At 71.1% G+C, this 21,079-nt stretch carries 18 protein-coding genes and 1 pseudogene; 4 read left to right on the top strand and 15 right to left on the bottom strand.

Annotation, left to right across the window (positions count from 1 at the left end; genetic code table 11):
- Positions 1 to 67: 67 nt before the first annotated feature.
- The 9 genes and pseudogenes from ACWDAS_RS36155 to ACWDAS_RS36115 form a co-directional block, all read right to left on the bottom strand.
- A complete protein-coding gene (locus tag ACWDAS_RS36155) occupies positions 68 to 943 on the bottom strand; it encodes a universal stress protein (protein ID WP_450399365.1) in 876 nt (291 codons plus the stop codon).
- A 187-nt stretch (positions 944 to 1,130) separates the two neighbouring features.
- Complete coding sequence (locus tag ACWDAS_RS36150; protein ID WP_450399363.1) at positions 1,131 to 2,117, bottom strand: Acg family FMN-binding oxidoreductase; 987 nt, start codon at positions 2,115 to 2,117, stop codon at positions 1,131 to 1,133.
- Positions 2,118 to 2,181: 64 nt separating this feature from the next.
- On the bottom strand, positions 2,182 to 2,427 hold the full coding sequence (locus tag ACWDAS_RS36145) for an acyl carrier protein (protein WP_450399361.1): 246 nt from the start codon (positions 2,425 to 2,427) through the stop codon (positions 2,182 to 2,184).
- A complete protein-coding gene (locus ACWDAS_RS36140; RefSeq protein WP_450399360.1) occupies positions 2,424 to 3,764 on the bottom strand; it encodes a dihydrolipoamide acetyltransferase family protein in 1,341 nt (446 codons plus the stop codon). The genes ACWDAS_RS36145 and ACWDAS_RS36140 overlap by 4 nt, the downstream gene beginning before the upstream one ends.
- 1 nt (position 3,765) lies before the next feature.
- Positions 3,766 to 4,758: an alpha-ketoacid dehydrogenase subunit beta gene (locus ACWDAS_RS36135; protein ID WP_450399357.1), complete on the bottom strand. Its 993-nt coding sequence runs from the start codon at positions 4,756 to 4,758 to the stop codon at positions 3,766 to 3,768.
- Complete coding sequence (pdhA, locus tag ACWDAS_RS36130; RefSeq protein WP_450399354.1) at positions 4,755 to 5,786, bottom strand: pyruvate dehydrogenase (acetyl-transferring) E1 component subunit alpha; 1,032 nt, start codon at positions 5,784 to 5,786, stop codon at positions 4,755 to 4,757. Before pdhA ends, ACWDAS_RS36135 begins: the two co-directional genes overlap by 4 nt.
- Positions 5,783 to 7,579: an acetate--CoA ligase gene (gene acsA / locus ACWDAS_RS36125; protein ID WP_450399353.1), complete on the bottom strand. Its 1,797-nt coding sequence runs from the start codon at positions 7,577 to 7,579 to the stop codon at positions 5,783 to 5,785. The genes pdhA and acsA overlap by 4 nt, the downstream gene beginning before the upstream one ends.
- Before the next feature lie 129 nt (positions 7,580 to 7,708).
- A pseudogene (locus ACWDAS_RS36120) lies at positions 7,709 to 7,894 on the bottom strand (DUF1918 domain-containing protein); the annotation flags it as partial.
- A gap of 45 nt (positions 7,895 to 7,939) precedes the next feature.
- A complete protein-coding gene (locus tag ACWDAS_RS36115; protein ID WP_450399350.1) occupies positions 7,940 to 8,296 on the bottom strand; it encodes a DUF5335 family protein in 357 nt (118 codons plus the stop codon).
- Positions 8,297 to 8,646: 350 nt separating this feature from the next.
- On the opposite strand from ACWDAS_RS36115, the gene ACWDAS_RS36110 reads away from it, so the two are divergent.
- Entirely contained in the window at positions 8,647 to 9,981 is a 1,335-nt protein-coding gene (locus tag ACWDAS_RS36110; RefSeq protein WP_450399349.1) for a nicotinate phosphoribosyltransferase, read from the top strand.
- 89 nt (positions 9,982 to 10,070) lie between these two features.
- Here the strand turns inward: ACWDAS_RS36110 and ACWDAS_RS36105 are convergent, their stop codons facing one another.
- Positions 10,071 to 11,102: a lysylphosphatidylglycerol synthase transmembrane domain-containing protein gene (locus ACWDAS_RS36105; protein WP_450399347.1), complete on the bottom strand. Its 1,032-nt coding sequence runs from the start codon at positions 11,100 to 11,102 to the stop codon at positions 10,071 to 10,073.
- A gap of 358 nt (positions 11,103 to 11,460) precedes the next feature.
- On the opposite strand from ACWDAS_RS36105, the gene ACWDAS_RS36100 reads away from it, so the two are divergent.
- A complete protein-coding gene (locus ACWDAS_RS36100) occupies positions 11,461 to 12,192 on the top strand; it encodes a pyridoxamine 5'-phosphate oxidase family protein (protein WP_450399345.1) in 732 nt (243 codons plus the stop codon).
- A gap of 225 nt (positions 12,193 to 12,417) precedes the next feature.
- Here the strand turns inward: ACWDAS_RS36100 and ACWDAS_RS36095 are convergent, their stop codons facing one another.
- The 3 genes from ACWDAS_RS36095 to ACWDAS_RS36085 form a co-directional block, all read right to left on the bottom strand.
- Positions 12,418 to 13,557, bottom strand: a complete 1,140-nt coding sequence (locus tag ACWDAS_RS36095) for a winged helix DNA-binding domain-containing protein (RefSeq protein ID WP_450399343.1) — start codon at positions 13,555 to 13,557, stop codon at positions 12,418 to 12,420.
- A gap of 352 nt (positions 13,558 to 13,909) precedes the next feature.
- Positions 13,910 to 14,767 carry an alpha/beta fold hydrolase gene (locus tag ACWDAS_RS36090; RefSeq protein WP_450399341.1) on the bottom strand — a complete coding sequence of 286 codons (858 nt, stop codon included), beginning with the start codon at positions 14,765 to 14,767 and terminating at the stop codon, positions 13,910 to 13,912.
- Positions 14,768 to 14,898: 131 nt separating this feature from the next.
- Entirely contained in the window at positions 14,899 to 15,804 is a 906-nt protein-coding gene (locus tag ACWDAS_RS36085; RefSeq protein WP_450399340.1) for an alpha/beta fold hydrolase, read from the bottom strand.
- A gap of 444 nt (positions 15,805 to 16,248) precedes the next feature.
- Here ACWDAS_RS36085 and ACWDAS_RS36080 point away from each other — a divergent pair, with 444 nt between their 5' ends.
- Both ACWDAS_RS36080 and ACWDAS_RS36075 read left to right on the top strand, forming a co-directional pair.
- Complete coding sequence (locus ACWDAS_RS36080; RefSeq protein ID WP_450399339.1) at positions 16,249 to 17,343, top strand: PP2C family protein-serine/threonine phosphatase; 1,095 nt, start codon at positions 16,249 to 16,251, stop codon at positions 17,341 to 17,343.
- Between the two features lie 825 nt (positions 17,344 to 18,168).
- Complete coding sequence (locus ACWDAS_RS36075; RefSeq protein WP_450399337.1) at positions 18,169 to 18,924, top strand: hypothetical protein; 756 nt, start codon at positions 18,169 to 18,171, stop codon at positions 18,922 to 18,924.
- 627 nt (positions 18,925 to 19,551) lie between these two features.
- Here the strand turns inward: ACWDAS_RS36075 and ACWDAS_RS36070 are convergent.
- Both ACWDAS_RS36070 and ACWDAS_RS36065 read right to left on the bottom strand, forming a co-directional pair.
- A complete protein-coding gene (locus ACWDAS_RS36070) occupies positions 19,552 to 19,854 on the bottom strand; it encodes a hypothetical protein (RefSeq protein ID WP_450399334.1) in 303 nt (100 codons plus the stop codon).
- A gap of 163 nt (positions 19,855 to 20,017) precedes the next feature.
- Positions 20,018 to 20,908, bottom strand: a complete 891-nt coding sequence (locus ACWDAS_RS36065; protein ID WP_450399333.1) for a helix-turn-helix transcriptional regulator — start codon at positions 20,906 to 20,908, stop codon at positions 20,018 to 20,020.
- Positions 20,909 to 21,079 lie beyond the last annotated feature (171 nt).

Raw genomic sequence — 21,079 nt, 5'->3', positions numbered from 1 at the left:
TCCAGGCCGGAGGACGGACGCATCGGGCTGTGGCGGTGCTCCCGTCACGTCGGTGCTCGGGCCGCGCTCAGTCATGGGGGACGACCGCCACGGGGCAGCGCGCGTGGTGGACGGCGGCCGCTGCCACTCCGCCGAGGTGCGGCGAGAGGGCGGGACGGTGCTCGCGTCGGCCGACGACCAGCAGCGCGGCGTCGGCCGCCGCGTTCACGACCGCCCTGGCCGGGCTCTCCAGACGCACGGTTTCGGCCGCGAACACCTGCGGGAACTTCTCGCGCCACGGACGGAGGGCCTTCTGCAGTTCTTTGTGCGCGTCCTTGCGGATTTCCTCGGCGAGATCGTGGTCCACGCCCCAGGGCACGTGTGCGTGCAGAGGCAGGCTTCGGCCGTGGACCGCGCGGAGCGGGGCGCCCCGTGCCGCGGCGCTGGTGAAGGCGAACTCCAGCAGGTCGTCGCAGGGCCCGTGCAGTTTCAGTGCGGCCACCACCGTCCCGCCCGGTCCGTGGGACGGCGGCTCCCCGGTGCCAGGGCTTCCGGTGCGCACCAGGACGACAGGGCACGCGGCCCGCGCGACGACGGGCATGCTGATGTCACCGAGGAAGTAGCTGGCCACGGGATCCAGCCCTCGCGAGCCGAGGACGATCATCTCGGACTCCGATGCGGCCTGGATCAGGGCGTTCTCGGCATCGTCGGCGACCAGGTTGCCGACGATCGTGAGACCTGGATGGCGGTCCTGCAGTTCGGCGCGCGCGTTGTGCACCAGTCGTTTCGCCCAGTAGTTCTGGTCGACTTCCGCCGGGAGGCGCGTCGGTTCCGGGGCGAGCATGGGCCAGGCGTGCAGCAGCCGCAGCGTGAGCCTGCGCCGTTCGGCTTCGCCGGCCGCCCATCGGGCGGCGGCGAGGCTCTCGGGCGAGCCGTCGAGGCCCACCGTGACGACCGGATCCATCGTCCCTCCGTTCCGTGAGTGCCCCGCGTCGCGGTTGCGGGGTGCGGTGGGCGGGGCGGACGGCCGCTTCTGCTCCTGGCACCGGACCGGTCCGCGCCACCTTCGAGGACTACCGCACGGCCCCGTCCGGCGCACCCCGGACGGGGCCGCCGGAGTACCGCCGGGTCCTTTTGCGGGCGCTGTCGGTTCACTCGACGTCGAGCACGTCCGCCACGGGTCGGCGTGGCGTGGCGGCGCCCTTGGGTCCGTACCCCAGTCGCAGCACCATCTGGGGGTGGCCGACGGGTGCCCCCGGGTCGCGTACCGCCCAGCGCAGGTCGGACCATTCGAGTGCCTGGGACGTGAGCGCGGTGGACAGGCCGTCGAGGGTGGCCGTGAGCAGTACGCGTTCCATCGCCTGCCCCGCGCGCAGCCAGTCCACCGGCCGGTCACCGGCGGTGCAGAGCAGTGCGAGGTGCGGTGTGTCCTCGAAGGCCGCCGTTTCGCGTCCGGCGACGGGACGCCTCCCGGCGAAGTCGCGGACCGGAGTGTGTCCGCGCCGCTCGCCCGGGCCGAACGCGTACTCCGGCACGCCGTCGTCGGCCGTATCCGCCTCGGTGCCCCTGCGGGTCCAGTGTTCGAGCTCCTTCAGGCGCCCGGGGTCGGCGGCGTCGCGCCCTTCCGCGTCGTGGACCAGTTCCAGCAACTCCCTCGCGTGCCAGGCGCCGGGGAAGAGGAGCTGCGCGTCCTCTTGGCGAGCCGCCTCCTGCAGCGCCGCCCGGACGGCCGGGGGGATCTCCCTGAGCTCGAACGGGGAGCGGCTGGTGTGCCGGCGGTGTACCGCCGGATACAGCTGCGCGAGAGCGGAGTCCGGGCGTTCCGTGCCGGCCAGGCGCACCGTCGCGAGGAGGTCCCGGTCGTGGGGGTCGGGAAGCAGCGTGACGACTGCCTCCCAGCCCGCGTGGGCGACCGCGGTCCGCAGGTTGCACAGGGCGGCACCACACCCCAGGTGGAGCCCGCGGTCGTCCGGGTCCGTGAGGGGCATCCGCCGCGACGGGTCGGCACGTACGTGCAGCGTGCTTTCCGCCGGGAGGAAGCGGAACCTCCAAGGCTGCGCGTTGTGCATGGACGGAGCCGCCGTGGCGGCCTCCACCAGGGCTGTCGCGGCGCTCGTATCGATTGCGTGCACCGGCACTTGACCGTCTCCTTCCGCTCCGTGCTGGCTCCCGTGTTCACGGGCCTGGAAAGCGCCTGGGACCTCACGTCGTGTGCGCGACGAGGAAGTCCGCGCTGTCCGAGAGCGTGGTGAGCGCGGGATAGTCGTCCTCGTCGATGTCGACGCCGGTCCGTTCGACGAGGGTCTCGACGAACCCGAGGAAGTCCAGGGAGTCGAGTTCCAGGACCTCCCGGAAACTCTCGTCCGGTCCGAGGCCGGTGAAGTCGGCGTCCGGCGCGATCCGGGCGATGGATTCCTTGACGGTGTCCAGGGCTTCGGTTCGGTTCACAGCTCCTCCGGTCGTTGCAGCAGCCGGTCCACCGTCGTCAGGTAGCGGCCGCCGATGGCTCCGTCGGTGGCCCGGTGGTCGGCCGAGAGGGTGGCCGTCACGGTCGGCCGTACGCCGAGGAGCCCGTCGACGGCACAGGGCCGCTCGACGACGGCTCCGAAGCCCACCAGGGCCACCTGCGGCGGATGGATCACACCGAAGACGGATTCCACCCCTTGATCCCCGAGATTGGTGACCGTGATGGTCGCCCCTGTGGTTTCCGAAGAGCGCAACCTCCCGGCGCGCGCCCGGTTCACCAGGTCCTTCAGGGCGGTCATGAGATCGGCCAGCGGCAAGGTGTCGGCGTCGTGCAGCGCGGGAGCCAGCAGACCGCCGCCCCGCAGCGACACCGCCACGCCGAGGTGGACCCCCGGCCCCGGGACGAAGGCGTCGTCCTGCCAGAACCCGTTGAGTTCCGGGACCTGCTGTGCGGCAATGGCCGCTGCCTTCAGCAGCAGTGCCGCCGGTACCAGGCGCCGGGAGGCCGGGTGGCTGCGGTTCTGCTCGCGCATCCAGCCCAGAGCGCGTTCGAGGTCGATGGTGGTGGCCAGGTAATAGTGAGGGATCTCCCGCTTGGAGCGGGCCATCAGGCCGCCGATGGTGCGGCGCATGGTTGCCGGGCGGTCTTGTCGTCGCCGGTCCCGGAGCGCGTGTGGTTCCGGCCGCGGCGCCGGGGTTCCGGCTGCCTTGCGCACGTCGGAGGCGCGCACCACGCCGTTACTGCCGGTGCCCGAGACGTCTTCGAGACGTACCCCGAGTTCCTCGGCGAGGCGGCGGGCGAGCGGGGAGGCGTGGACGCGTCCGGGGGGCGGGGGCGCGTGTTCGATGTCGGCCTTGGTGACGCGGCCGCCCGGCCCGCTGCCGTGGAGACGGGCCAGGTCGATGCCCTTCTCGTGGGCGAGTGCGCGGACCAGCGGGGTGGCCGCGGGCTCGCCGGCAGCGGTCGGCCGCGGAGGGGGAGTCCGCTGTGTCCTGTCGGGACGACTCGCCGCCGTCGGTTCCGTGTGGGGCGAGGGTGCCGGCCGGGCGGGGTGCGCCGGTCGTGTCACCCGCCGCGGGGACCGGCCAGCACCGATGACCGCCAGCGGAGTGCCGACGGGAACCGTCGTCCCGGGTTCGACGAGCAGACGTTCGACGGTTCCGGAATGGAAGCACTCGGCCTCGATGGTGGATTTCGCGGTCTCGATCACCGCCACCACGTCACCTTTGTCCACGTGCTGACCCGGTCGTACGAGCCACTCCTGCACGAGACCCTCGTCCATGTCGGCGCCCAGTGACGGCATCGTGAACTCGGCCATGTCAGCCGACCACCCGGTGTGCCGCGGCCACGATGTCGCCGACCTGGGGGAGCGCTGCTTCTTCGAGTCTCCGGGCGTACGGCATGGGCACCTCGGCGCTGCACACGCGCTCCACCGGCGCGTCGAGTTCGTAGAAGGCCTGTTCGGTGAGGCGCGCGGAGACCTCGGCGGCGAGGCTTCCGCTGCGCCAGCCTTCGTCGACGACGACTGCCCGGTGCGTCCTGGTCACGGAAGCGGTGAAGGTGGTGTCGTCCAGGGGCCGGAGGGTGCGGAGGTCCACGACTTCGGCGCTGATGCCTTCGCCGGCCAGCTCGTCCGCCGCGGCGAGGGCCTTCTGCAGCGACCCGCCGTAGGCGACGACGGACACGTCGTCGCCCGAGCGCCGGATGGCGGCGGTGTCCAGTCCTGCCGAGGCGTAGTCCGGGTGGAGCTCGCCGGAGGCGTTGTACAGGGAGCCGTGCTCGAAGATCAGTACCGGGTCGGGGTCCGCGAGTGCCGGGGCCAGCATGCCGCGCGCGTCCTCCAGGGTGGCCGGGGCGAGCACGCGGATGCCGGGGATGTGGGCGTACCAGCCTTCGAGGCTGTGCGAGTGCTGGGCGGCCAGTTGGCGTCCGGCGCCGGTGGTCATGCGGATGACCAGCGGGACGGAGAACTGCCCGCCGGACATGTGCAGCATGGTGGCGGCGGTGTTGAGGATCTGGTCCAGGGCGAGCAGGCTGAAGTTGACCGTCATGATCTCCACGATCGGCCGCATACCGGCCAGGGCGGCGCCGATGCCCGCTCCTACGAAGGCGGACTCCGACAGGGGGGTGTCGCGAACCCGCTCCGGACCGAACTCCTCCAGCAGACCGAGACTCACGCCGAAGCAACCTCCGTACCGGCCCACGTCCTCACCCATCAGGAAGACGCGGTCGTCCTCGCGCAGGGCCTCACGCAGTGCTTCGCGCAGAGCCTCGCGGTAGGTGGTCTTCGTTCCGTTCCCGGAGTCGCTCACGGCAGGCTCGCCCCCTCCGCCTGTCGGGGCGGACTCGTCACATAGCGCAGGAGTTCCTCGACCGGTTCGGCCGGAGCCCGCTCGGCGGCGTCGACGGCGGCTTCGATCTCCTCGCCGATCCGCTGCTCGATCCCGGGGAGTTCCTTGTCGACGGGTTCCCCCGCGGCGCGCATCCGTGCCAGGAGGAGGTCGATCGGATCGCGCTCCTTCCACCGCTCGATCTCGGTCTTTTCGCGGTAGCGGTCGGGGTCGTACATCGAGTGGGCGCGGAAGCGGTAGGTGCGCAGCTCGAGGAAATGGGGGCCGCTCCCCGCCCGGATGCCCTCGACCGCCCGGCGGGCCGCGCTCGTGACGGCGTGGACGTCCATGCCGTCCACGGCCCAGGCGGGCATGCCGTAGGAGGCCGCGCGCATCGCCAGGTCCGTCTGGGCGTGTTCCCTGGGGAGCGCTGTGCCCATGGCGTACTGGTTGTTCTCGCATACCAGCAGCAGGGGCAGATCCCACAGCGCGGCGAGGTTGGCGGTCTCGTGGAACTCGCCCTCGGCCATGGCCCCGTCACCGAAGAAGCAGCACGTCACGCGGGGCCGGTCGTTCATGCGGTCGGCGAGCGCGAGGCCTGCGGCCAGCGGCAGGCCGCCCCCGACGATCGCGTTGCCCCCGTAGAACCGGTGGGCCGCGTCGAACAGGTGCATGGATCCGCCGTGCCCGCGACTGCAACCGGTCACCTTGCCGTACATCTCCGCCATGACCGATTCCGAGGAGATCCCGCGCGCCAGGGCGTGCCCGTGCTCGCGGTAGGTGGACACCACGGCGTCCTCCGGCGCCAGGGCGGCGCAGACGCCGACAGCCACGGCTTCCTCCCCGATGTACAGGTGGACGAAGCCCCGGATCTTCGCCGCGCTGTACAGCTCCACACAGCGCTCCTCGAAGCGGCGGATACGCAGCATCGCGGTCAGCGTGTCACGGTCGTGCGTGCTCTGGGGCGCGGACTTGCGGGGGCGTGTCCGCGGGGCGCGTGCGGCGGTCACGGTGATACCTCCAGTGTCGAGGTGTCCCCCTCGGGCAGTCCGAGCTCGCGGGCCCGCAGCAGGCGGCGCATGACCTTGCCGCTGCGGGTCTTGGGCAGGTCCTGGTCGAACGCGATCTCGCGGGGGGCCACGGCCGGGCCGAGCCGACGCCGGGAGAAGGCCAGGAGTTCCTGCCGCAGAGCCTCGTCCGGTCGGTGGCCGGGCCTGAGGGAGACGAAGGCCTTCACGACGGCCCCGGCCACCACGTCGGGTCGGCCGATGACGCCGGCCTCAGCGACCGCCGGGTGCTCCATGAGCGCGCTCTCCACCTCGAACGGCCCGATGAGATGCCCGGCCGACTTGATCACGTCGTCGGCGCGTCCGACGAACCAGTACCACCCGTCGGCGTCCTGCCGCGCCACGTCCCCGGTCAGGTACCAACCGTCGGCGAAGGCGGCGTCATAGCGTGCTGTGTCGTGCAGGTAGCCCCGGAACATCGACGGCCAGCCGGGCCGTAGAGCGAGTTCGCCCTCCGTCCCCGGTTCGCGTACGACGGTGACGCGGCCGTCGGTCACCCTGGCCCGGCCGTCCTCGCCGCGCTCCAGGACCGCCGCCTCGATGCCCGGCAGGGGGCGTCCCATGGAACCGGGCCGGATCTCGGTGCCCGCGAAGTTGGCGATCATGATGGCTCCGGTCTCGGTCTGCCACCAGTTGTCGTGGATCGGCAGGCCGAGTGCCTCCTGGCCCCACAGCACCGCTTCGGGATTGAGGGGTTCCCCGACCGAGGCGATGAAGCGCAACGCGGACAGGTCGTACGCACCGGCCACCTCATCGGCGACGTGCGGCGACGTGCACCGCATCAGCATCCGCACGGCCGTGGGGGCGGTGTACCAGACCGCCACTTTCTCCTCGGCGAGGATCCGGTACCAGCGCCGTGCGTCGTAGTCGCCCTCGTCGACCACTACGGTCACGCCGTGGACGAGGGGGGCGATGATGCCGTACGACATGCCGGTGACCCAGCCGGGGTCGGCCGTGCACCAGTACACGTCACCAGGGTGGAGGTCAAGGGCGTAGCGCGCCGAGGCATGGTGGGCGACGACGGCCTCGTGCACATGAACGGCTCCCTTGGGCGTCCCCGTGGTGCCGCTCGTGAAGTGGAGCAGGGCCATGTCCTGCGGATCCGTGGGAGGAATGGTGAAGTCGTCGTGGGCGGCAGCCATGAGATCGTCGAACGAGACGGTGCCGGGCAGCGGCTGCGCCGGGCGCGGACCGGTCAGCAGCACGTGTTCCAGACCGGGCAGTTCGTGGCGCCGGTCAGCGACCTTGCGGCGGTAGAGCGACTCCGTGGTGACCAGGACACGCGCGTCGCCGAGCCGCAGCCGCTGTGCCACCGGGTCCGGGCCGAAGGCGGAGAAGAGCGGGCACAGCACACTGGTGTTCTTCAGGGTGCCCAGTACGGTGACGTAGAGCTCTGGGCAGCGGCCGAGCAGGGTGAAGACGCGGTCGCCGCGTCCTGTGCCGAGGGCCTGCAGGACGTGGGCGAACCGCGAGGACGAGCGGGCGAGGTCCGCGTAGGAGACGGATCTCGTGGTGCCGTCACGCGCCACGCAGCGCAGCGCGATCCGCCCACCGGAGCTTCCTTCCGCGTGCCTGTCCACGGCCTCGTGGGCGATGTTCAGGCCGCGGCCGTCCGGAAGGCCCGTGAGGGCGGCGCGCGCCCGCGCCCACGAGAAACCGCGGCAGGCCTGCTCGTAGTCGACCAGGTTGGGCCTCACGCGCGGGTGCGGGTCCTTGCGGATCGTCTCCCATGCCACAGAACACTCCCTCCATGGCCCAGTCACGAGACTTGCCGAATCGGAGCGGAAAGGCACCGGCCGAACGGCTCCGCCACCATGGGCCGAGCGGCCCGCGCGCTCGGGTCACGTCCTGTCCGACGGGGGCCCTTCCAGATGGCGGACGTGTGCGTCGGGTCCCGGGAAGACGAGAGACGTCCGGTCCGTGTCCGACCAGCGGACGTCGTACGGCGGCGTTCCGTCTTCGTGGTGGAGTCCGACGATCTCTCCCTCGCGCCGGGTGGCCCCGGTGCTCGGGCTCTCCACGACGAGCTGGTCGCCTAGGTGGGCGTGCATCGCCATCTCCCGTCCTGCGTCGGATGTGACATGTCGTACCGGCTGTCAGGCTCCCCGCGGCTGAGCCGGGTGGAAAGTGATGAATGTGGGAGTGCCGTCCTGCGCGACGATCCGCACAGCCGCCTCGGGCACGTCCGTCGTGACGATGTCGATCTCCCGGGGGTGCATGATCATGTGGCGGAGGACGACCGGGTACCGCGGCGGCCGGCCGCCGACCGCGGCGATCACCGCGTCGTCCCTGGGGTCGTAGTCGAGATAGGAGAAGGGCAGTCGCTCGGCTTCGTGCTGCGGTCCGAGCGACGGTTCCAGCACCTCGATGGTCACCAGGTCCCCGTCATGACGGGCGGTGATGCCATCGAGCACCATCTTCCAGTCGCTGCGGTCGAGTACTTCGCTGTCCATGATCGTGGTTCCTGTACGCCGGCCTTCCCCGTCGGAGGCGGAACCGCCGCCGGATTCCTCGTCACCGCCGGCGCCAAGCCCGGACGGGAGGTGCCACGACGGTCACACACATGCCTACCACCATGGTGCTACGCGAGCGGGGGACGCACCTCCGAAGAGTCACCCACGGCGGGCACGGAGCGGATGGGCCGTCCGGCCCACGAGCCGGACCGCTCGGCACTGCCGTCGTCCAGCGGTAAGCGATGCACTGGGAGAAGCGCGCCGGATCCCGTGCAGGTGCCTCGTCCGCCCGGCGGACGGGCACGAGGCCGGCGGGGCGGGCGTCCCGGATCCCCGAGGAGGCGGCAGCGATGTCCCGAGCGCTCACCACGGATCTCTACGAGGTCACGATGGCCCTGTCCTACGTCCACGAGGGCATGACCGCGCCCGCGACCTTCAGCCTGTTCGTCCGGGACCTCCCCCGCGAGCGGGGTTTCCTCGTCGCCGCCGGTCTGGACTCGGTGCTCGACTACCTGTCCGGCTTCCGCGTGCGTCCGGAGGACGTCGCGGCTTACGCAGACCTGCTGCACCGGCCGCGGGCCGACCTCGCTCCCCTGCAGGGCATGCGGTTCGACGGCGAGGTCCGGGCCGTGCCGGAGGGCAGGATCGTCCTGGGCGGCGAACCCCTGCTGGAGGTGACCGCGCCCCTGCCCCAGGCCCAACTGGTCGAGAGCTTTGTCCTCAACCAGATCAGCCACCAGACCGCGATCGCCTCGAAAGCGGCCCGCTGCGTACTCGCAGCCGGCGGACACCCGGTCGTGGACTTCTCCCTGCGCCGCACCCACGGCATCGAGGCGGGTATGAAAGCGGCCCGGCTGGGCGCGATGGTCGGTTTCGCCGCGACGAGCAACGTGGCCGCCGCCACCGCCTACGGTCTGACCGCCACCGGCACGATGGCCCACTCGTATGTCGAGGCCTTCCACGACGAGGAGACGGCCTTCCGTGCCTTCGCGGCAACCCACCCCGGGCCGGTGACCTTCCTCGTCGACACCTACGACACCGTGGCGGGTACGTCCACCGCCGCACGCGTGCTCAGGGAGCTGGGCCCGCCCCAGGGCTGCGCAATACGGCTGGACAGCGGCGACCTCGCAGCCCTCGCCGTGATCACCCGCCGCGTTCTCGACGAAGCCGGCCTCCCCGACGTACGTATCGTCGCGAGCGGCGGCCTCGACGAGTACCGCATAGAGGAACTGATACGCGCCGGCGCACCGATCGACACCTACGCCGTCGGCACGCGCGTGGGAGTGTCGGCCGACGCTCCGTACCTGGACTCGGCTTACAAGCTGGTCGCCTACGACGGTCGTCCCGTGATGAAACTGTCCACGGCCAAGGTGACCGCTCCCGGGCCCAAGCAGGTCCTCCGGCGTTCCTATGGCGCCGACGTCGTCGCGCTGAAGGACGAGGATGTCCCCCCGGGCGCAGAGCCGCTGCTGGTCACCGTCATGTCGCACGGCCGGCGGACTTCGAAGCCGGAACCCCTGGCCTGGGCGCACGCGCGGTTCGCGGCCGACCTCGCGGCCCTGCCGCACAACGCCCGAAGGATCCGCGGCCCCATTCCGCCGCAGGTCACCCGCTCGGCCGCCCTGGAAGAGCTCACCCAGCGTGTCCGCCGCCGGATCGAGCACGACATACTGGCCACCACGTAGGTGAGGCGGCGTGCGGGTTCCCGGGTAGGCGGCCGTGCTGGACGCGCTCGGCGTCCGTGGGGTCCGCCCGTACATCGTCCGGCGACGTGTCAGCCGGGCCGGGCGGTCACCGCGATCCAGGCGCTCCAGCCGATCGGCTGGAGCGCCCAGTAGCTGACAGCCCGGTACAGCAGCGTCGCCGCGATCGCCTGCGCCGGTTCGAGTCCGCAGGCGACCAGGAGTGCGGACAGACCCGCCTCGACCACCCCCAGGCTGCCCGGGGTGAGCCGCAGGCTCCCGGGGAGCTGGGTGAGGGCGTAGGCGAGCAGCAGCCCGCGCCAGGGCACCGGAATACCCAGCGCCCACATGCAGCAGACCAGGCACGCGGCATCCAGGACCCAGTTCAGCAGGGCCAGGCAGGCCGGCCACAGCCACGGGCGCACGCCGGGCTGAAGGGTGCGGGTCTGTACCGCCACCGCAGCCAGTGCCTCCTGACCGCGGCGCACCCGAGGCGAGCGACGGCCGGCAGACGCCCACGCCCGCCTCACCGCGCCGCGGAAGCGAGCCGACCGGGACAGGCCCAGGACGGCCGTCGCAGCGGCCGCCGTGACCATCAGGACGCCTGCGACAGGCCGCAGGAACGCCGGGGTCCCGATCGCGCCGAGGCCGAACATCCCGCCGGCGGCCAAGGCGGCCAGTCCGAGGGCCGACAGCGCCCCGGCGGCGACCAGCACGGTCGCGGCCAGGGCCGGTGACACACCCCGGCGGCTGAACTGGCGATACGACCACGCCGTGGCGAAGGCCGCCCCGCCGGGCAGGGCACCGGCCACGGCATTGCCCGCCACGGTGATCCCGAGCACGCGGCGCAGGCTCCAGCACACCCCGCCGGCGGCCAGCAGCCGGCGCGGCACCGCAGCGGAGCACAGCAGCGAGACGGCCTCGCAGGCCACGGCGACCGTCAGTTCAGGCCCGCGAACTCCGGCGATCAGGCCGTACGCCTGAGCCAGTTCGCGCCGATGGGAGCCTGCCAGGAACACCACTCCGGTCACGAGGACCGCTGCCCCCGCCCATCGTGCCCATCCGGGCCAGCGGCCCCGCGGTGCCTGTCCGGCGGCCGGCCCGGTCTCCTCAGGCTTGGGCACGGCGAACTCCATGTGGACCCGGGTGGACACACAGGGTCACTGCTGTCACGGAGCGTGTGCCTTTCCGCCCCGTATGACCGTCATATGAGCACAAGGGCCACAATGCCGCACCCGCTCCGCGGACGCGGGGCGGCCACGCGGTGCCGGGGCGGCCTCCCGCGGCCTTCGGGGACAGCTCCCATCACCGGCTTGTGGCGACGAGCGGCTCGATCCTGCTCGGCGTACGGAAAGTCCGGCACGGGGCGTGCGGCCTGCGGGCTCTGTCTCCTCGGTTGGCCGTGTCCGCCGCTTCTGGACTGGCGGGTTGCCGACCGGTCTGTTGCGCTGAAGGGAGATCGGACGAAGGAGGTGGGCGGCTGTGCAGGGTGACCCGGACCGGTCCGATCCGGCGGCCGGAGACTCCTTCGACGGTGACAGCCTGGCCGGCCGCGTCGCGCTGCGGCGGGAGCAGTTGGGCATGTCCCGGGAGGAGTTGGCCACCAGAGCCGGGATGTCGACGGCGTATCTGGGCCAGGTCGAGCAGCTGGGTGCAGGCTTCGACCCCGGCGCGCTCATGCGTCTCGCCGTCGTTCTCGAGGTGTCGTACGAGGAACTGCTGACGGGCTCCCGCGAGGCACCGCCGGGGCGGGGCGGCCCGGCGGCCCGCCCCGTCCTTCAGCGGCTGTCCGAGCGGGAGTGCTGGGACCGGATGGGTACGCACGGGATCGGCCGGCTGGCCCGCGCGGCCGGTACGGGCAACGAGGCTCCCGTCCTGGTGCCCGTCAATTTCCTGGTGGATGGGCGGACGGTCGTCTACCGAACGGATCCGGCCGGCGCGGCGGCAGTCGCCGCCGGAACCGAGGTGGCCTTCGAGACCGATTATGTCGACGAGGCGGGGGGTGTCGGCTGGAGCGTACTGGTGACGGGTCCCGCCGAGCACATCACCGACCCCGCCGCTGTGGAGACCCTCAGCCGGCGTCCGGGGGCCGATCCCTGGGCCGGGGGCAGGCGCGAGCTGTGGATCCGCATTGCCCCGCGCCAGGTGAGCGGCCGTGCCATCCGGGCACTACCGGAGGCCGAGGATCCGGGGAGGGGGGCCACCGGGGAGTAGAACCGCCGGGTACGGCCGATGCGAGTCTTCTCGGCAGTACCTGCAGCACCAGGTTGACGGTCCTGCTGCGGCCCGGTGCATCCATGGCGGTGGTCGCGTTTCGCGTCTCGCCCACCGATCGCCTCCGCAGTCCTCGCCTGGGAAGCAGGCGGTGGATGTGGTGTCCGGGGCGAGTCGGGGCACGGTAGCGCAATCCACTGAACAGGCCGTGCTCGCCGGGCGCGGTCAGCCCTTGACGATGGTCCTCTCGACGTCGGGAAGTCCCTTGTCCCACCAGTGTCCGTACCGTCGATAGACAGCCGGATCGCGGTCAGCGAGCAGCGCTGACAGTCTTTCCGCCTCCTCGGTCAGACCTTGCCACGCAACCTTGCCGAGCCTGCGGAAGGCGGTCAGTTCCACTCCGCCCTCGGCTGCGCGCCATACTCCGACGACCTGCCCGTCGACGAGCAGGCAGGGCAGCACGTCGCCGTTACGCCGGACGACCAGGGGCCGGTACTCCGGGGGCATGACCCGCCCGGGGACGGCGTGAGCCAGCAGCGTGCTGTCCCACATCGGCAGCAACCTCGGCGGCGCCGGGGCGTCATCGGCGGGCACGGAAGCGTCGGCCAGGTCGAACAGGGCAGCGCGGCTGGGGCCTGGCACCCGTACTACCTGGTCGCCGAGTTCATGCAGCGCTTTGGTTATCGCGGTGCGGGTCAGCAGGGTGAACCGGGCGAAGTCCTGGGTAGACGCGGGCCCGAACGCGCGCAGGTAGGCGAGCAGCAGGCGCTGGACCCCAGCGTCGGCTTCCTGCGGGGCGGCCGCAGGGGCCGCCGGGGAGGCGCGGTAGGTGTTCGGCTGTGTGAACGACCACGGGCCGCCGGTCGGTGCATGATGCACTGGCGCGAACGTACGCAGCGCCCACCACACGCGGTGTGCGTGCTCGCCGTGCTTCCCTGTGACCTCGGCTTCCACCTGGGCGCCGGTGCGGGGCCGCTTCAGGAACCCGGCGAGCTCTGGGAGCAGCGCGTCGGCGTCGGTGGGGGTCAGCCCTGTTGCGGTGAAACGGCGGTCGTACAGCCGTGACGCCCGCAGAGTGCTCAGCATGGCAGCGCGGTAGGGCTCGTAGTCCTCGGCATGGACGACGTGCAACGTGATCCGCATGAGGGTCGCCTTCACGATCCGGCCGTGCGCGAATGCTGCGTCGAGATCCTCGGGCACGAAGTCCTGCACGCGGTTCCATAGCGCCAGGTACGGCGACGCTGGTGCCTGCGCCTGCAGAGCGCAGACCCGGCGAACCGCCTCCGCCACATCGAGGCGCTGGCGTTCGAGCAAGAGCTGACGGTCCAACATGGCCAGGGCGAGCTGTCGCGCGGTGAGGCTCATGACCGGATCATGCCACCTTCGGCTCTGGCGGGAATCAAGTGGATCTTCGATCCTCTCTGTCGGCTGTCGGCACGGCGTTTCCGACGTGAGGGTCTGTACGGTCAACGGCTCTGGCCCAGCCGGTGGTGACGCCCTGTGATGACTCACGGGGTGGGCGCGGCGGCCTCCCGTGCTGCCGGGAGTGCCGATGCCGACATCGCGACGCTGTGAGTGCCGCTCGTCGTGTCCACCGCGTTCAGGAACGCCTTCAGAGGTCGCAGCCCACTCCATCGGCGCGATCGTGCGCGGACCAGTATGCGGTTGCCGGGAGACCAGTGCCTTGGCGTTCGGCTGCGGCTCGCCGCCGTGCCGGTCAGCTGAAGGGGCGTTCGCTGTCCAGGAACCGGGACACGTGGTTGACGAACAGCTCGGGGTACTGGAACAGCGCGCCGTGCCCGGAGTCGGGGTAGATGATCAGCTGCGCACCCGGAATGTGCTGCTGCAGAATGTAGGAGTTGATCGTCGGCACCATGATGTCGTGGCTGCCGTTGACGATCAGGGTGGGCTGCTGGATGGTCTTCAGCTCGCTCCACCGCTCACCAACCGGCTCGCGCCATTTGCCCATCGCCCCGGCCTGGGCCTTGGCGACCTGCATCGAGCTCGGCGGGTCGACGTCGACGGTGCGCTGGTGGCGCCGCGCCCAGAAGTCCTTGCCGGCCTGCTGGCTGGCTTCGGACGGCTCGAAGAACAGGAACATGTACCCATCCTCGGTGATCTCCGGATCATGCCCGGCCACCTCGTATATCTTTGGGTCCTGTCCCTCGAAGTCTCCTGCCCGCGGTCCCGTGCCGACGAGCACGAGCCGGCGCACGAGCTCGGGGTGGCGCAGCGTCAGAGTCTGGGCGATGTAGCCGCCGATGGAGAAACCGAGAACGTCGGCCTGCGCAATGCCCAGCGCCCGGATGACGGCCGCGCTGTCGTCACCGAAGCCCTCGAACGTCTCGGGCACCTGGCCGCTGGACCCGGCCACCCCGGCGTAGTCGAACAGGATCACTTCCCGGTTCGCGGCCAGCCCGTCGGTGACCGCCGGGTCCCAGTTGTCCATCCCGCCGCGGAAGTGCACCAGGAACACCAGTGGGGTGCCACCCGGCTTGCCGAACCGGCGGTATGCGTGGCGTACTCCCGCCGCCTCCACGTACTGCGTGGGTGCGGTGAGGTGCGTGTGCGACATGCTCTGCTCCTTTGTTTCCCGTACTTGTCATGCCTGGACCCTGTCGTCCATGTCCGGCTCCGCCCTTGCCCCCTGGCGGTTGCCGGGAGACCAGTGCCTTGGCGTTCGGCTGCGGCTCGCCGCCGTGCCGGTCAGCTGAAGGGGCGTTCGCTGTCCAGGAACCGGGACACGTGGTTGACGAACAGCTCGGGGTACTGGAACAGCGCGCCGTGCCCGGAGTCGGGGTAGATGATCAGCTGCGCACCTGGAATGTGCTGCTGCAGAATGTAGGAGTTGATCGTCGGCACCATGATGTCGTGGCTGCCGTTGACGATCAGGGTGGGCTGCTGGATGGACGCCAGCTGGCTGAACCGCTCACCAACCGGCTCGCGCCATGCCATGATGGCCGCGACCTGGGCCTTGGTTACTTCCGGCCCGCTGAGCGGGTCGACGTCGACGATGCGCCGGTGGCGCCGCGCCCAGAAGTCCTTGCCGGCTTGCTGGCTGGCTTCGGACGGCTCGAAGAACAGGAACAGGAAGTCCTCCATGGTCGGCACCGGATTCCCGGCCACCTCCAACGCCTTCGGATCCCGGCCTTCGGCCTCGCCGCCACGCGGCGCCGTGCCGACGAGCACGAGCCGGCGCACGAGCTCGGGGTGGCGCAGCGCCACCTCCTGTGCGACGTAACCGCCGATGGAGAAACCGAGAACGTCGGCCTGCGCAATGCCCAGCGCCCGGATGACGGCCGCGCTGTCGTCACCGAAGCCCTCGAACGTCTCGGGCACCTCGCCGCTGGACCCGGCCACCCCGGCGTAGTCGAACAGGATCACTTCCCGGTTCGCGGCCAGCCCGTCGGTGACCGCCGGGTCCCAGTTGTCCATCCCGCCGCGGAAGTGCACCAGGAACACCAGTGGGGTGCCACCCGGCTTGCCGAACCGGCGGTATGCGTGGCGTACTCCTGCCGCCTCCACGTACTGCGTGGGTGCGGTGACGTGCGTGTGCGACATGCTCTGCTCCTTTGCTGCCCATTCCGGACGTGCCAGGACCCTGGCGTTCAAGTCCGGCTCCGCTGGAAACCGATCTGTTTCCTTGCGCTCTGTCGAATGAAAACCGATCGGTTCCCACCATTCCCGAGGTCCGGCGCGCCTCGCCCCCGGGAAACCCCCGGGGGTTCGTCCCGTGACCGGACCCCCGGGGGTTCGTCGTGAGCGGACCCCAGGGGGGCATCGCACTCGCGGTGGAGCCGCCGTGACTCTGGGTCGCGTACGGGCGCGGATGATTGCCACCTCCGGCGGCGGTGAATTCCGCGTGCCGAGGGTGGCATCAGAGGGCCGGGCAATGATTCTGGCGTCACATGGATCCGCGATTCAGCCCGCCGGACACCCGACGGTGCGGTGGGCGCCGCACTGGGGCACGCTGAGTGCATGCGGTCGCTGTCCCGCTCGTCTCCCGGGCCGGGAGCGGGCAGCCATAGCAGGGCCCTCCTGACACTCGCGCAGGCTGTGCCCTTCGTGATAGCGGTGGGCGTGCTGGCAGTCGAGCTCTCACCCGCCCACTTTCTGGTGACCGGCCCTGTCCTCACCGCGGTGCCGGCGCTGGCGGCGCTGACCATGGGCCCGAAAGGCACGCTGTCGGCGGCGGCGGTCGCTCTGGCCGTCGACGTGACCACTGCCACCTACAACCATGCGTGGGGTACCCAGCAGGTTTTCGGCAACTTCCTGGGTCTGCTGGTGGTGTCGGTGGCCAGTGTGATGCTGAGCAAGGCGGTGCGCGCGCGTCGGCAGAGTGAGCTCGATCAGGTTCGCCGGATCGCCGTGGCGGCACAGGAGGTCATCCTGCGGCCTGTTCCCGCGCGGTTGGGTCCGGTGCGAGCGGCCAGTTTGTGCCTCGCGGCGGGGACGGGGGCGCAGGTGGGCGGGGATCTGTACGAGGCGGTGCTGACACGGTACGGCGTCCGATTCATCGTGGGAGACGTGCGCGGCAAGGGGCTGAACGCCATGCGGGCGGTCGCGGTGGTGTTGGGTGCCTTCCGGGAGGCCGTCCACTACGAGGACGACCTGGTGGAGGTCATGAACCACTGCGCGGCCGCGCTGCTGCGGGAGGCCGCCGTGCCGGGGGCGTTCGAGCAGGAAGCCGTGCTGGAGGGATTCACCACCGCCCTGTTGGCCCAAGTGCCGGACGCCCCGGGCGATTTCGTGGTGCAGCTGATCAATCGTGGCCATCCGCCTGCGTTGCTGCTGCACCAGGGCAGGGCGCAGGCCCTGTCGTCTTCCTGCCCCCTGCCGCCCTTCGGCCTGGAAGCCCTCTGCACCGGTCCCTCTCCCAAACCCGAGAGCTATCCGTTCCTTCCCGGCGACCGTCTGCTGCTGTATACCGACGGAGTCACCGAAGCCCGCAACCGCGACAACGACTTCTTCGCCCTGCCGGAGGCTGTGGAGGCGCTGCAGGCCAGCGCCCCGGTGGAGTTTCTGGAACGACTGCACAGGCAGCTGCTCCGCCACACCGGGGGCCGCCTGGCGGACGATGTGGCGGCGATCCTTGTTGACCGGCTTGACGAGGCCGACTACGCCGCCGGCATGCGGGGGAACCCCCGCTGACCAGCTGCCGACGCCCTTGAGGCAGGCTGTGGGCACCTGCCGGGCCCGTGGTCGGCGGCGGTGTCCGCGGCCGCGGTCGGATCCGCCTCCGCCGCCCGGTCCCTGCCGTCGGGGTGGCCGGCCGCCTCGTTCTTGGCTGATCAGGGGGGCTCGGTCGCCGAGGCCCTCGCGGGCCGGCTCCTTTGGCCTCGGTAGCCTTGTGGACGCGCCCGGTGCGGCCGTCGACCACCCGCCGGCAGCCCGTCCGCTTCCAGCCGGTGGAGCATCGGATGCAGGGTGCCGGGGCTGAACCGGTAGCGTGCATGGCCAGTTCGTCGGTCATCCACGGAGCGCAGATCTCTCCTCGGCCACGTGGGGCAGGATGTGCCGCCGCCCCGCACCCCGCTGGAACTCTCGCATCCCGGCCCACCTCGAGCAGGGACGAGACCGATTGCGGCTCCCGATCCTCTCCCCGGAACGCCGGATCTCTCTCAGCAGTGCCCGGCACCCGGATCGTGAGGCGACATCGGGTGCCAGTCTTTGCTGCGCTCGGCGGCCCGCAGTCGCGTGACGGTGGCATCCAGGTAGCGGGTCGTGCCGGCACGGAGGCGTTCTGAGGTCCAGGCCGAGTGCGCCAAGCTGGTTCTCCAGCCGTTCGCGATATGCCTGCACGTTCCGCCCGTGCCTGCCGTGGCAGATGTGTCCCATGCGTGGGCCGATCGGTGCACCGGCCGGGTCCGGACGGCCCCTGGGCGGTCCTCGCAGGCGGAGCGAGGCTGGAGAGGACAGGCCTGCCTCCGCCGGGTACAGGCGACGTGGCCGGAACGGCCTGGAAGGGTGATGGTCATGTCCAGCACGAGCAGGCGGACCGTCGCGGCGCTCGCGGCCCTCGCGCTGGCCGGCACGCTGGCCGCCGGATGCGCGGCAGGCGACAGTACGTCCAGCGGTGCCTCGCACCGCGCGGCGGCCGTGCCAAGTCTCTCCGGCAGCGATTGCTGGGCGCCGGGCACATCGGGCGACGGCTGGGACGGCTGGGACTCATGGGGGCCCGGCACGGGGCCGGGCATGATGGGCCGCGATGACTGCGTGTGGGGTCCCGGCATGATGGGCGGGCACTATTGGCAGCGCGGAGACGGCACCCCGGTGAAGTCCCTGGACCGGGCCCGACAACGGGCCGGCGCCTTCGCCGACCGACTCGACCTGCGTGTCGGTGAGGTCATGCGGTTCTCGAAGAACTTCTACGCCGAACTGGAAACCCCTGGCGGGAAGCTGGCCACCGAGATCCTCGTCGACCCGGCCGACGGTGATGCCGGGATCGAGTACGGCCCGGCGATGATGTGGAACACCCAGTACGGCATGCACCACCGCGGCCGGCCCCAGACCCGGATCTCCCCCGAACAGGCCCAGGACCGCGCCCAGCGGTGGCTGCGCGACCGCGGCAGCGACCTCACCGTCGGCGAGGCTGAGGCATTCCCCGGCTACTACACGCTGCACACCATGCGTTCGGGGAGGATCAACGGCATGCTGTCGGTCAACGCCTCCACTGGTGCCGTGTGGAACCACACCTGGCACGGGACCTACATCGCCACCAGCGAGCAGTGACAGGCAACGGAGAAGCCACGACCGTCCCCGAGCCATGACTCGTGCGTCCCTGCGAACGCCGCCCGGTGGGGACCGGCCGGCTCGCGTTCACGTTCTTCGCCCGTCTCGGACCAGCACCGCGGGACAGGTGGCCGGATGGATGCTCCTCCCCACCGGCGCGACGGTGGCCACCGGGACCGCGTGGGCCCTGCCGGCGACCGGCACCGTGCCGTACGCCCCGGCGGAACCGCGGTGGTGGCCACGCCCCCCGTCCGCGCCCCGAACGAAGCGGTACGGCCTGCCTTCGGCTGGGACCCCACCGGCTCGCCGGGGGAGCGGAGCGCGGGGCGCCCTGCTGCGGAGACATGCCCCGGCCGAACCTCGACAGTGCCCGGACTGCTGCGGATCGGCTCTGGTCCGGTTCGGTGGCGGCCCCGCAGCCCCTGGGGGGACGCCGGGGCGAGCCGCGGGCAATCGAACAGGCCGGGGGCCCCGCCTCGGGAATTTCTGAGGGGCGACGGGCTTGAGGGGCCCGTCGTGGACCGTCTCGGGTCACAGCGACCCTTTCAAGATCGGCGACTCCTTCTCGCAGGCCGGGTCGAGGGGCCTTGAGGCATGGTCGTCCCTTCCGGGTGGTGGCCGGGCGCGTTATTCGACGTGCTGGAGCACGGTGGTGAACTGCCAGTCGACCGTGTTGTGGTCTATCGCTTCGTGTACCGGTGAGTCGCTCATCTCGCCGGTGATCCCGGCGGCTCCGGAGCGGGCGTTCTTGATGTTGTCGTAGGCGACGATGTCCAGGATCGTGCCGTCGCCGCGCAGGAGGATGCGGCGCCACTGGAAGCCGGGCCGGCGTTTGAGGTACTCGTTGATGTCGGTGTTGGCGGCGACGAAGTCCTCCGGGGTGAGGCCGGGCGCGGGCCGGAGTGTGGTCACTTCCAGGATCTCGGTCATGGCGGGGGTGTCTCTTCCGATGGTGGGTGATCGTGGCCGGGCGGGTGTCACCCGTCGGCGTCGGCTCCAGCGTGAAGGACGGGTCGGCAGGCAGGAAGGCAGCGTCTTCCTGGGTGTGCGGCACCCAGGAAGCGGCCAATGGTCCGGGTCGGGCGGTGACGGTTCAGGCCGGTCCTGTCGCTGAGGCCAGATAGGCCATGGCCTCCTCGCTGCGGCTTCCGGGCTCGGGAGTGCCGACGAGCAGTGTCTGCCCCGGCGCGTCGATCACGTCGAAGGTCTGGTAGGTCAGCTCGATCCGCCCCGCCTCGGGGTGCACGAACACCTTGAACGCCCGGGGCAGGCTTCCCACGCTGTGCTCTTCCCACAGCACGTGGAACTCCGGTGAGGTCTTCGTGAGCTCGGCGACGAGTTCGTTGATGACCGCGTCGCCGGGAAACCGGCCGGCGTTCAGGCGCAGCGCGTGCACGGTGCTGCGCCGCAGCAGTTGCCAGTCGGTGAACACCGTCTTTGCCTGGGGGTGGGTGAAGAGGATGCGCGGCATGTTCCGTTCTGCCCCGAACGGCGACAGCAGCGCGTCGGCGATGGGGTTGGTCGCCAGCACCTCGAAGGCCGGGCCGAGTACGTAGGCCGCCGCGGAAGGGAAGGCCTCCAGCAGGTGCAGGAGGGACGGGTGCACGCGATCCCGGGGGGTGTCCGGTCCGAGCCCGGGGTTCAGTCCCGCCAATCGGTACAGATGCTCGCGTGCATCGGGTGTGAGGCGAAGCGCGCCCCCGATGGCAGCGATCACCTGCGCGGAGGGATTGCGTTCACGCCCCTGCTCGAGGCGGGCGTAGTAGTCGGCGCTCACCCCGGCGAGCACGGCGACCTCTTCGCGTCGAAGGCCGCGGACACGTCGCTGGGATATGCCGCCGGCGAGTCCGGCGTCCGAGGGCTCCACCCGTGCGCGGCTCGCGCGGAGAAAGGCCCCGAGTTCGTTGTCGCGCGTCGCCATGGCACCGATGCTAGCGAAGCTCGCCGGATCCGCGACGCGGCGATCGGGGACCGTCAACCCCATGACCATGCGCGCTGTCCTGTTCTGCTCGCGGCACCTGCGCGGGGCAGGCCCGCGTTCCGCGGCCATCGGATGCCGTCCTCGTCCCGTTTGGGCCGAGGGCGTGTCCCGATTGCCGGAGCGAGGCCGGGCCCGGGGCGTCGCCCTTCGTGCGGGTACCGGTCGAGCCACCAG

This window comes from Streptomyces sp. NPDC001070 (genome assembly GCF_053598835.1).
This window is presented reverse-complemented; position numbering and strand designations above follow the sequence as displayed.

Coding starts and splice junctions, on each gene's coding strand:
- ACWDAS_RS36155 (WP_450399365.1), bottom strand. CDS start 943: ATGGATCCGGTCGTCACGGTGGGCCTCGACGGCTCGCCCGAGAGCCTC.
- ACWDAS_RS36140 (WP_450399360.1), bottom strand. CDS start 3,764: ATGGCCGAGTTCACGATGCCGTCACTGGGCGCCGACATGGACGAGGGT.
- ACWDAS_RS36115 (WP_450399350.1), bottom strand. CDS start 8,296: ATGGACAGCGAAGTACTCGACCGCAGCGACTGGAAGATGGTGCTCGAT.
- ACWDAS_RS36110 (WP_450399349.1), top strand. CDS start 8,647: ATGTCCCGAGCGCTCACCACGGATCTCTACGAGGTCACGATGGCCCTG.
- ACWDAS_RS36095 (WP_450399343.1), bottom strand. CDS start 13,557: ATGAGCCTCACCGCGCGACAGCTCGCCCTGGCCATGTTGGACCGTCAG.
- ACWDAS_RS36090 (WP_450399341.1), bottom strand. CDS start 14,767: ATGTCGCACACGCACCTCACCGCACCCACGCAGTACGTGGAGGCGGCG.
- ACWDAS_RS36075 (WP_450399337.1), top strand. CDS start 18,169: ATGTCCAGCACGAGCAGGCGGACCGTCGCGGCGCTCGCGGCCCTCGCG.
- ACWDAS_RS36070 (WP_450399334.1), bottom strand. CDS start 19,854: ATGACCGAGATCCTGGAAGTGACCACACTCCGGCCCGCGCCCGGCCTC.
- ACWDAS_RS36065 (WP_450399333.1), bottom strand. CDS start 20,908: ATGGGGTTGACGGTCCCCGATCGCCGCGTCGCGGATCCGGCGAGCTTC.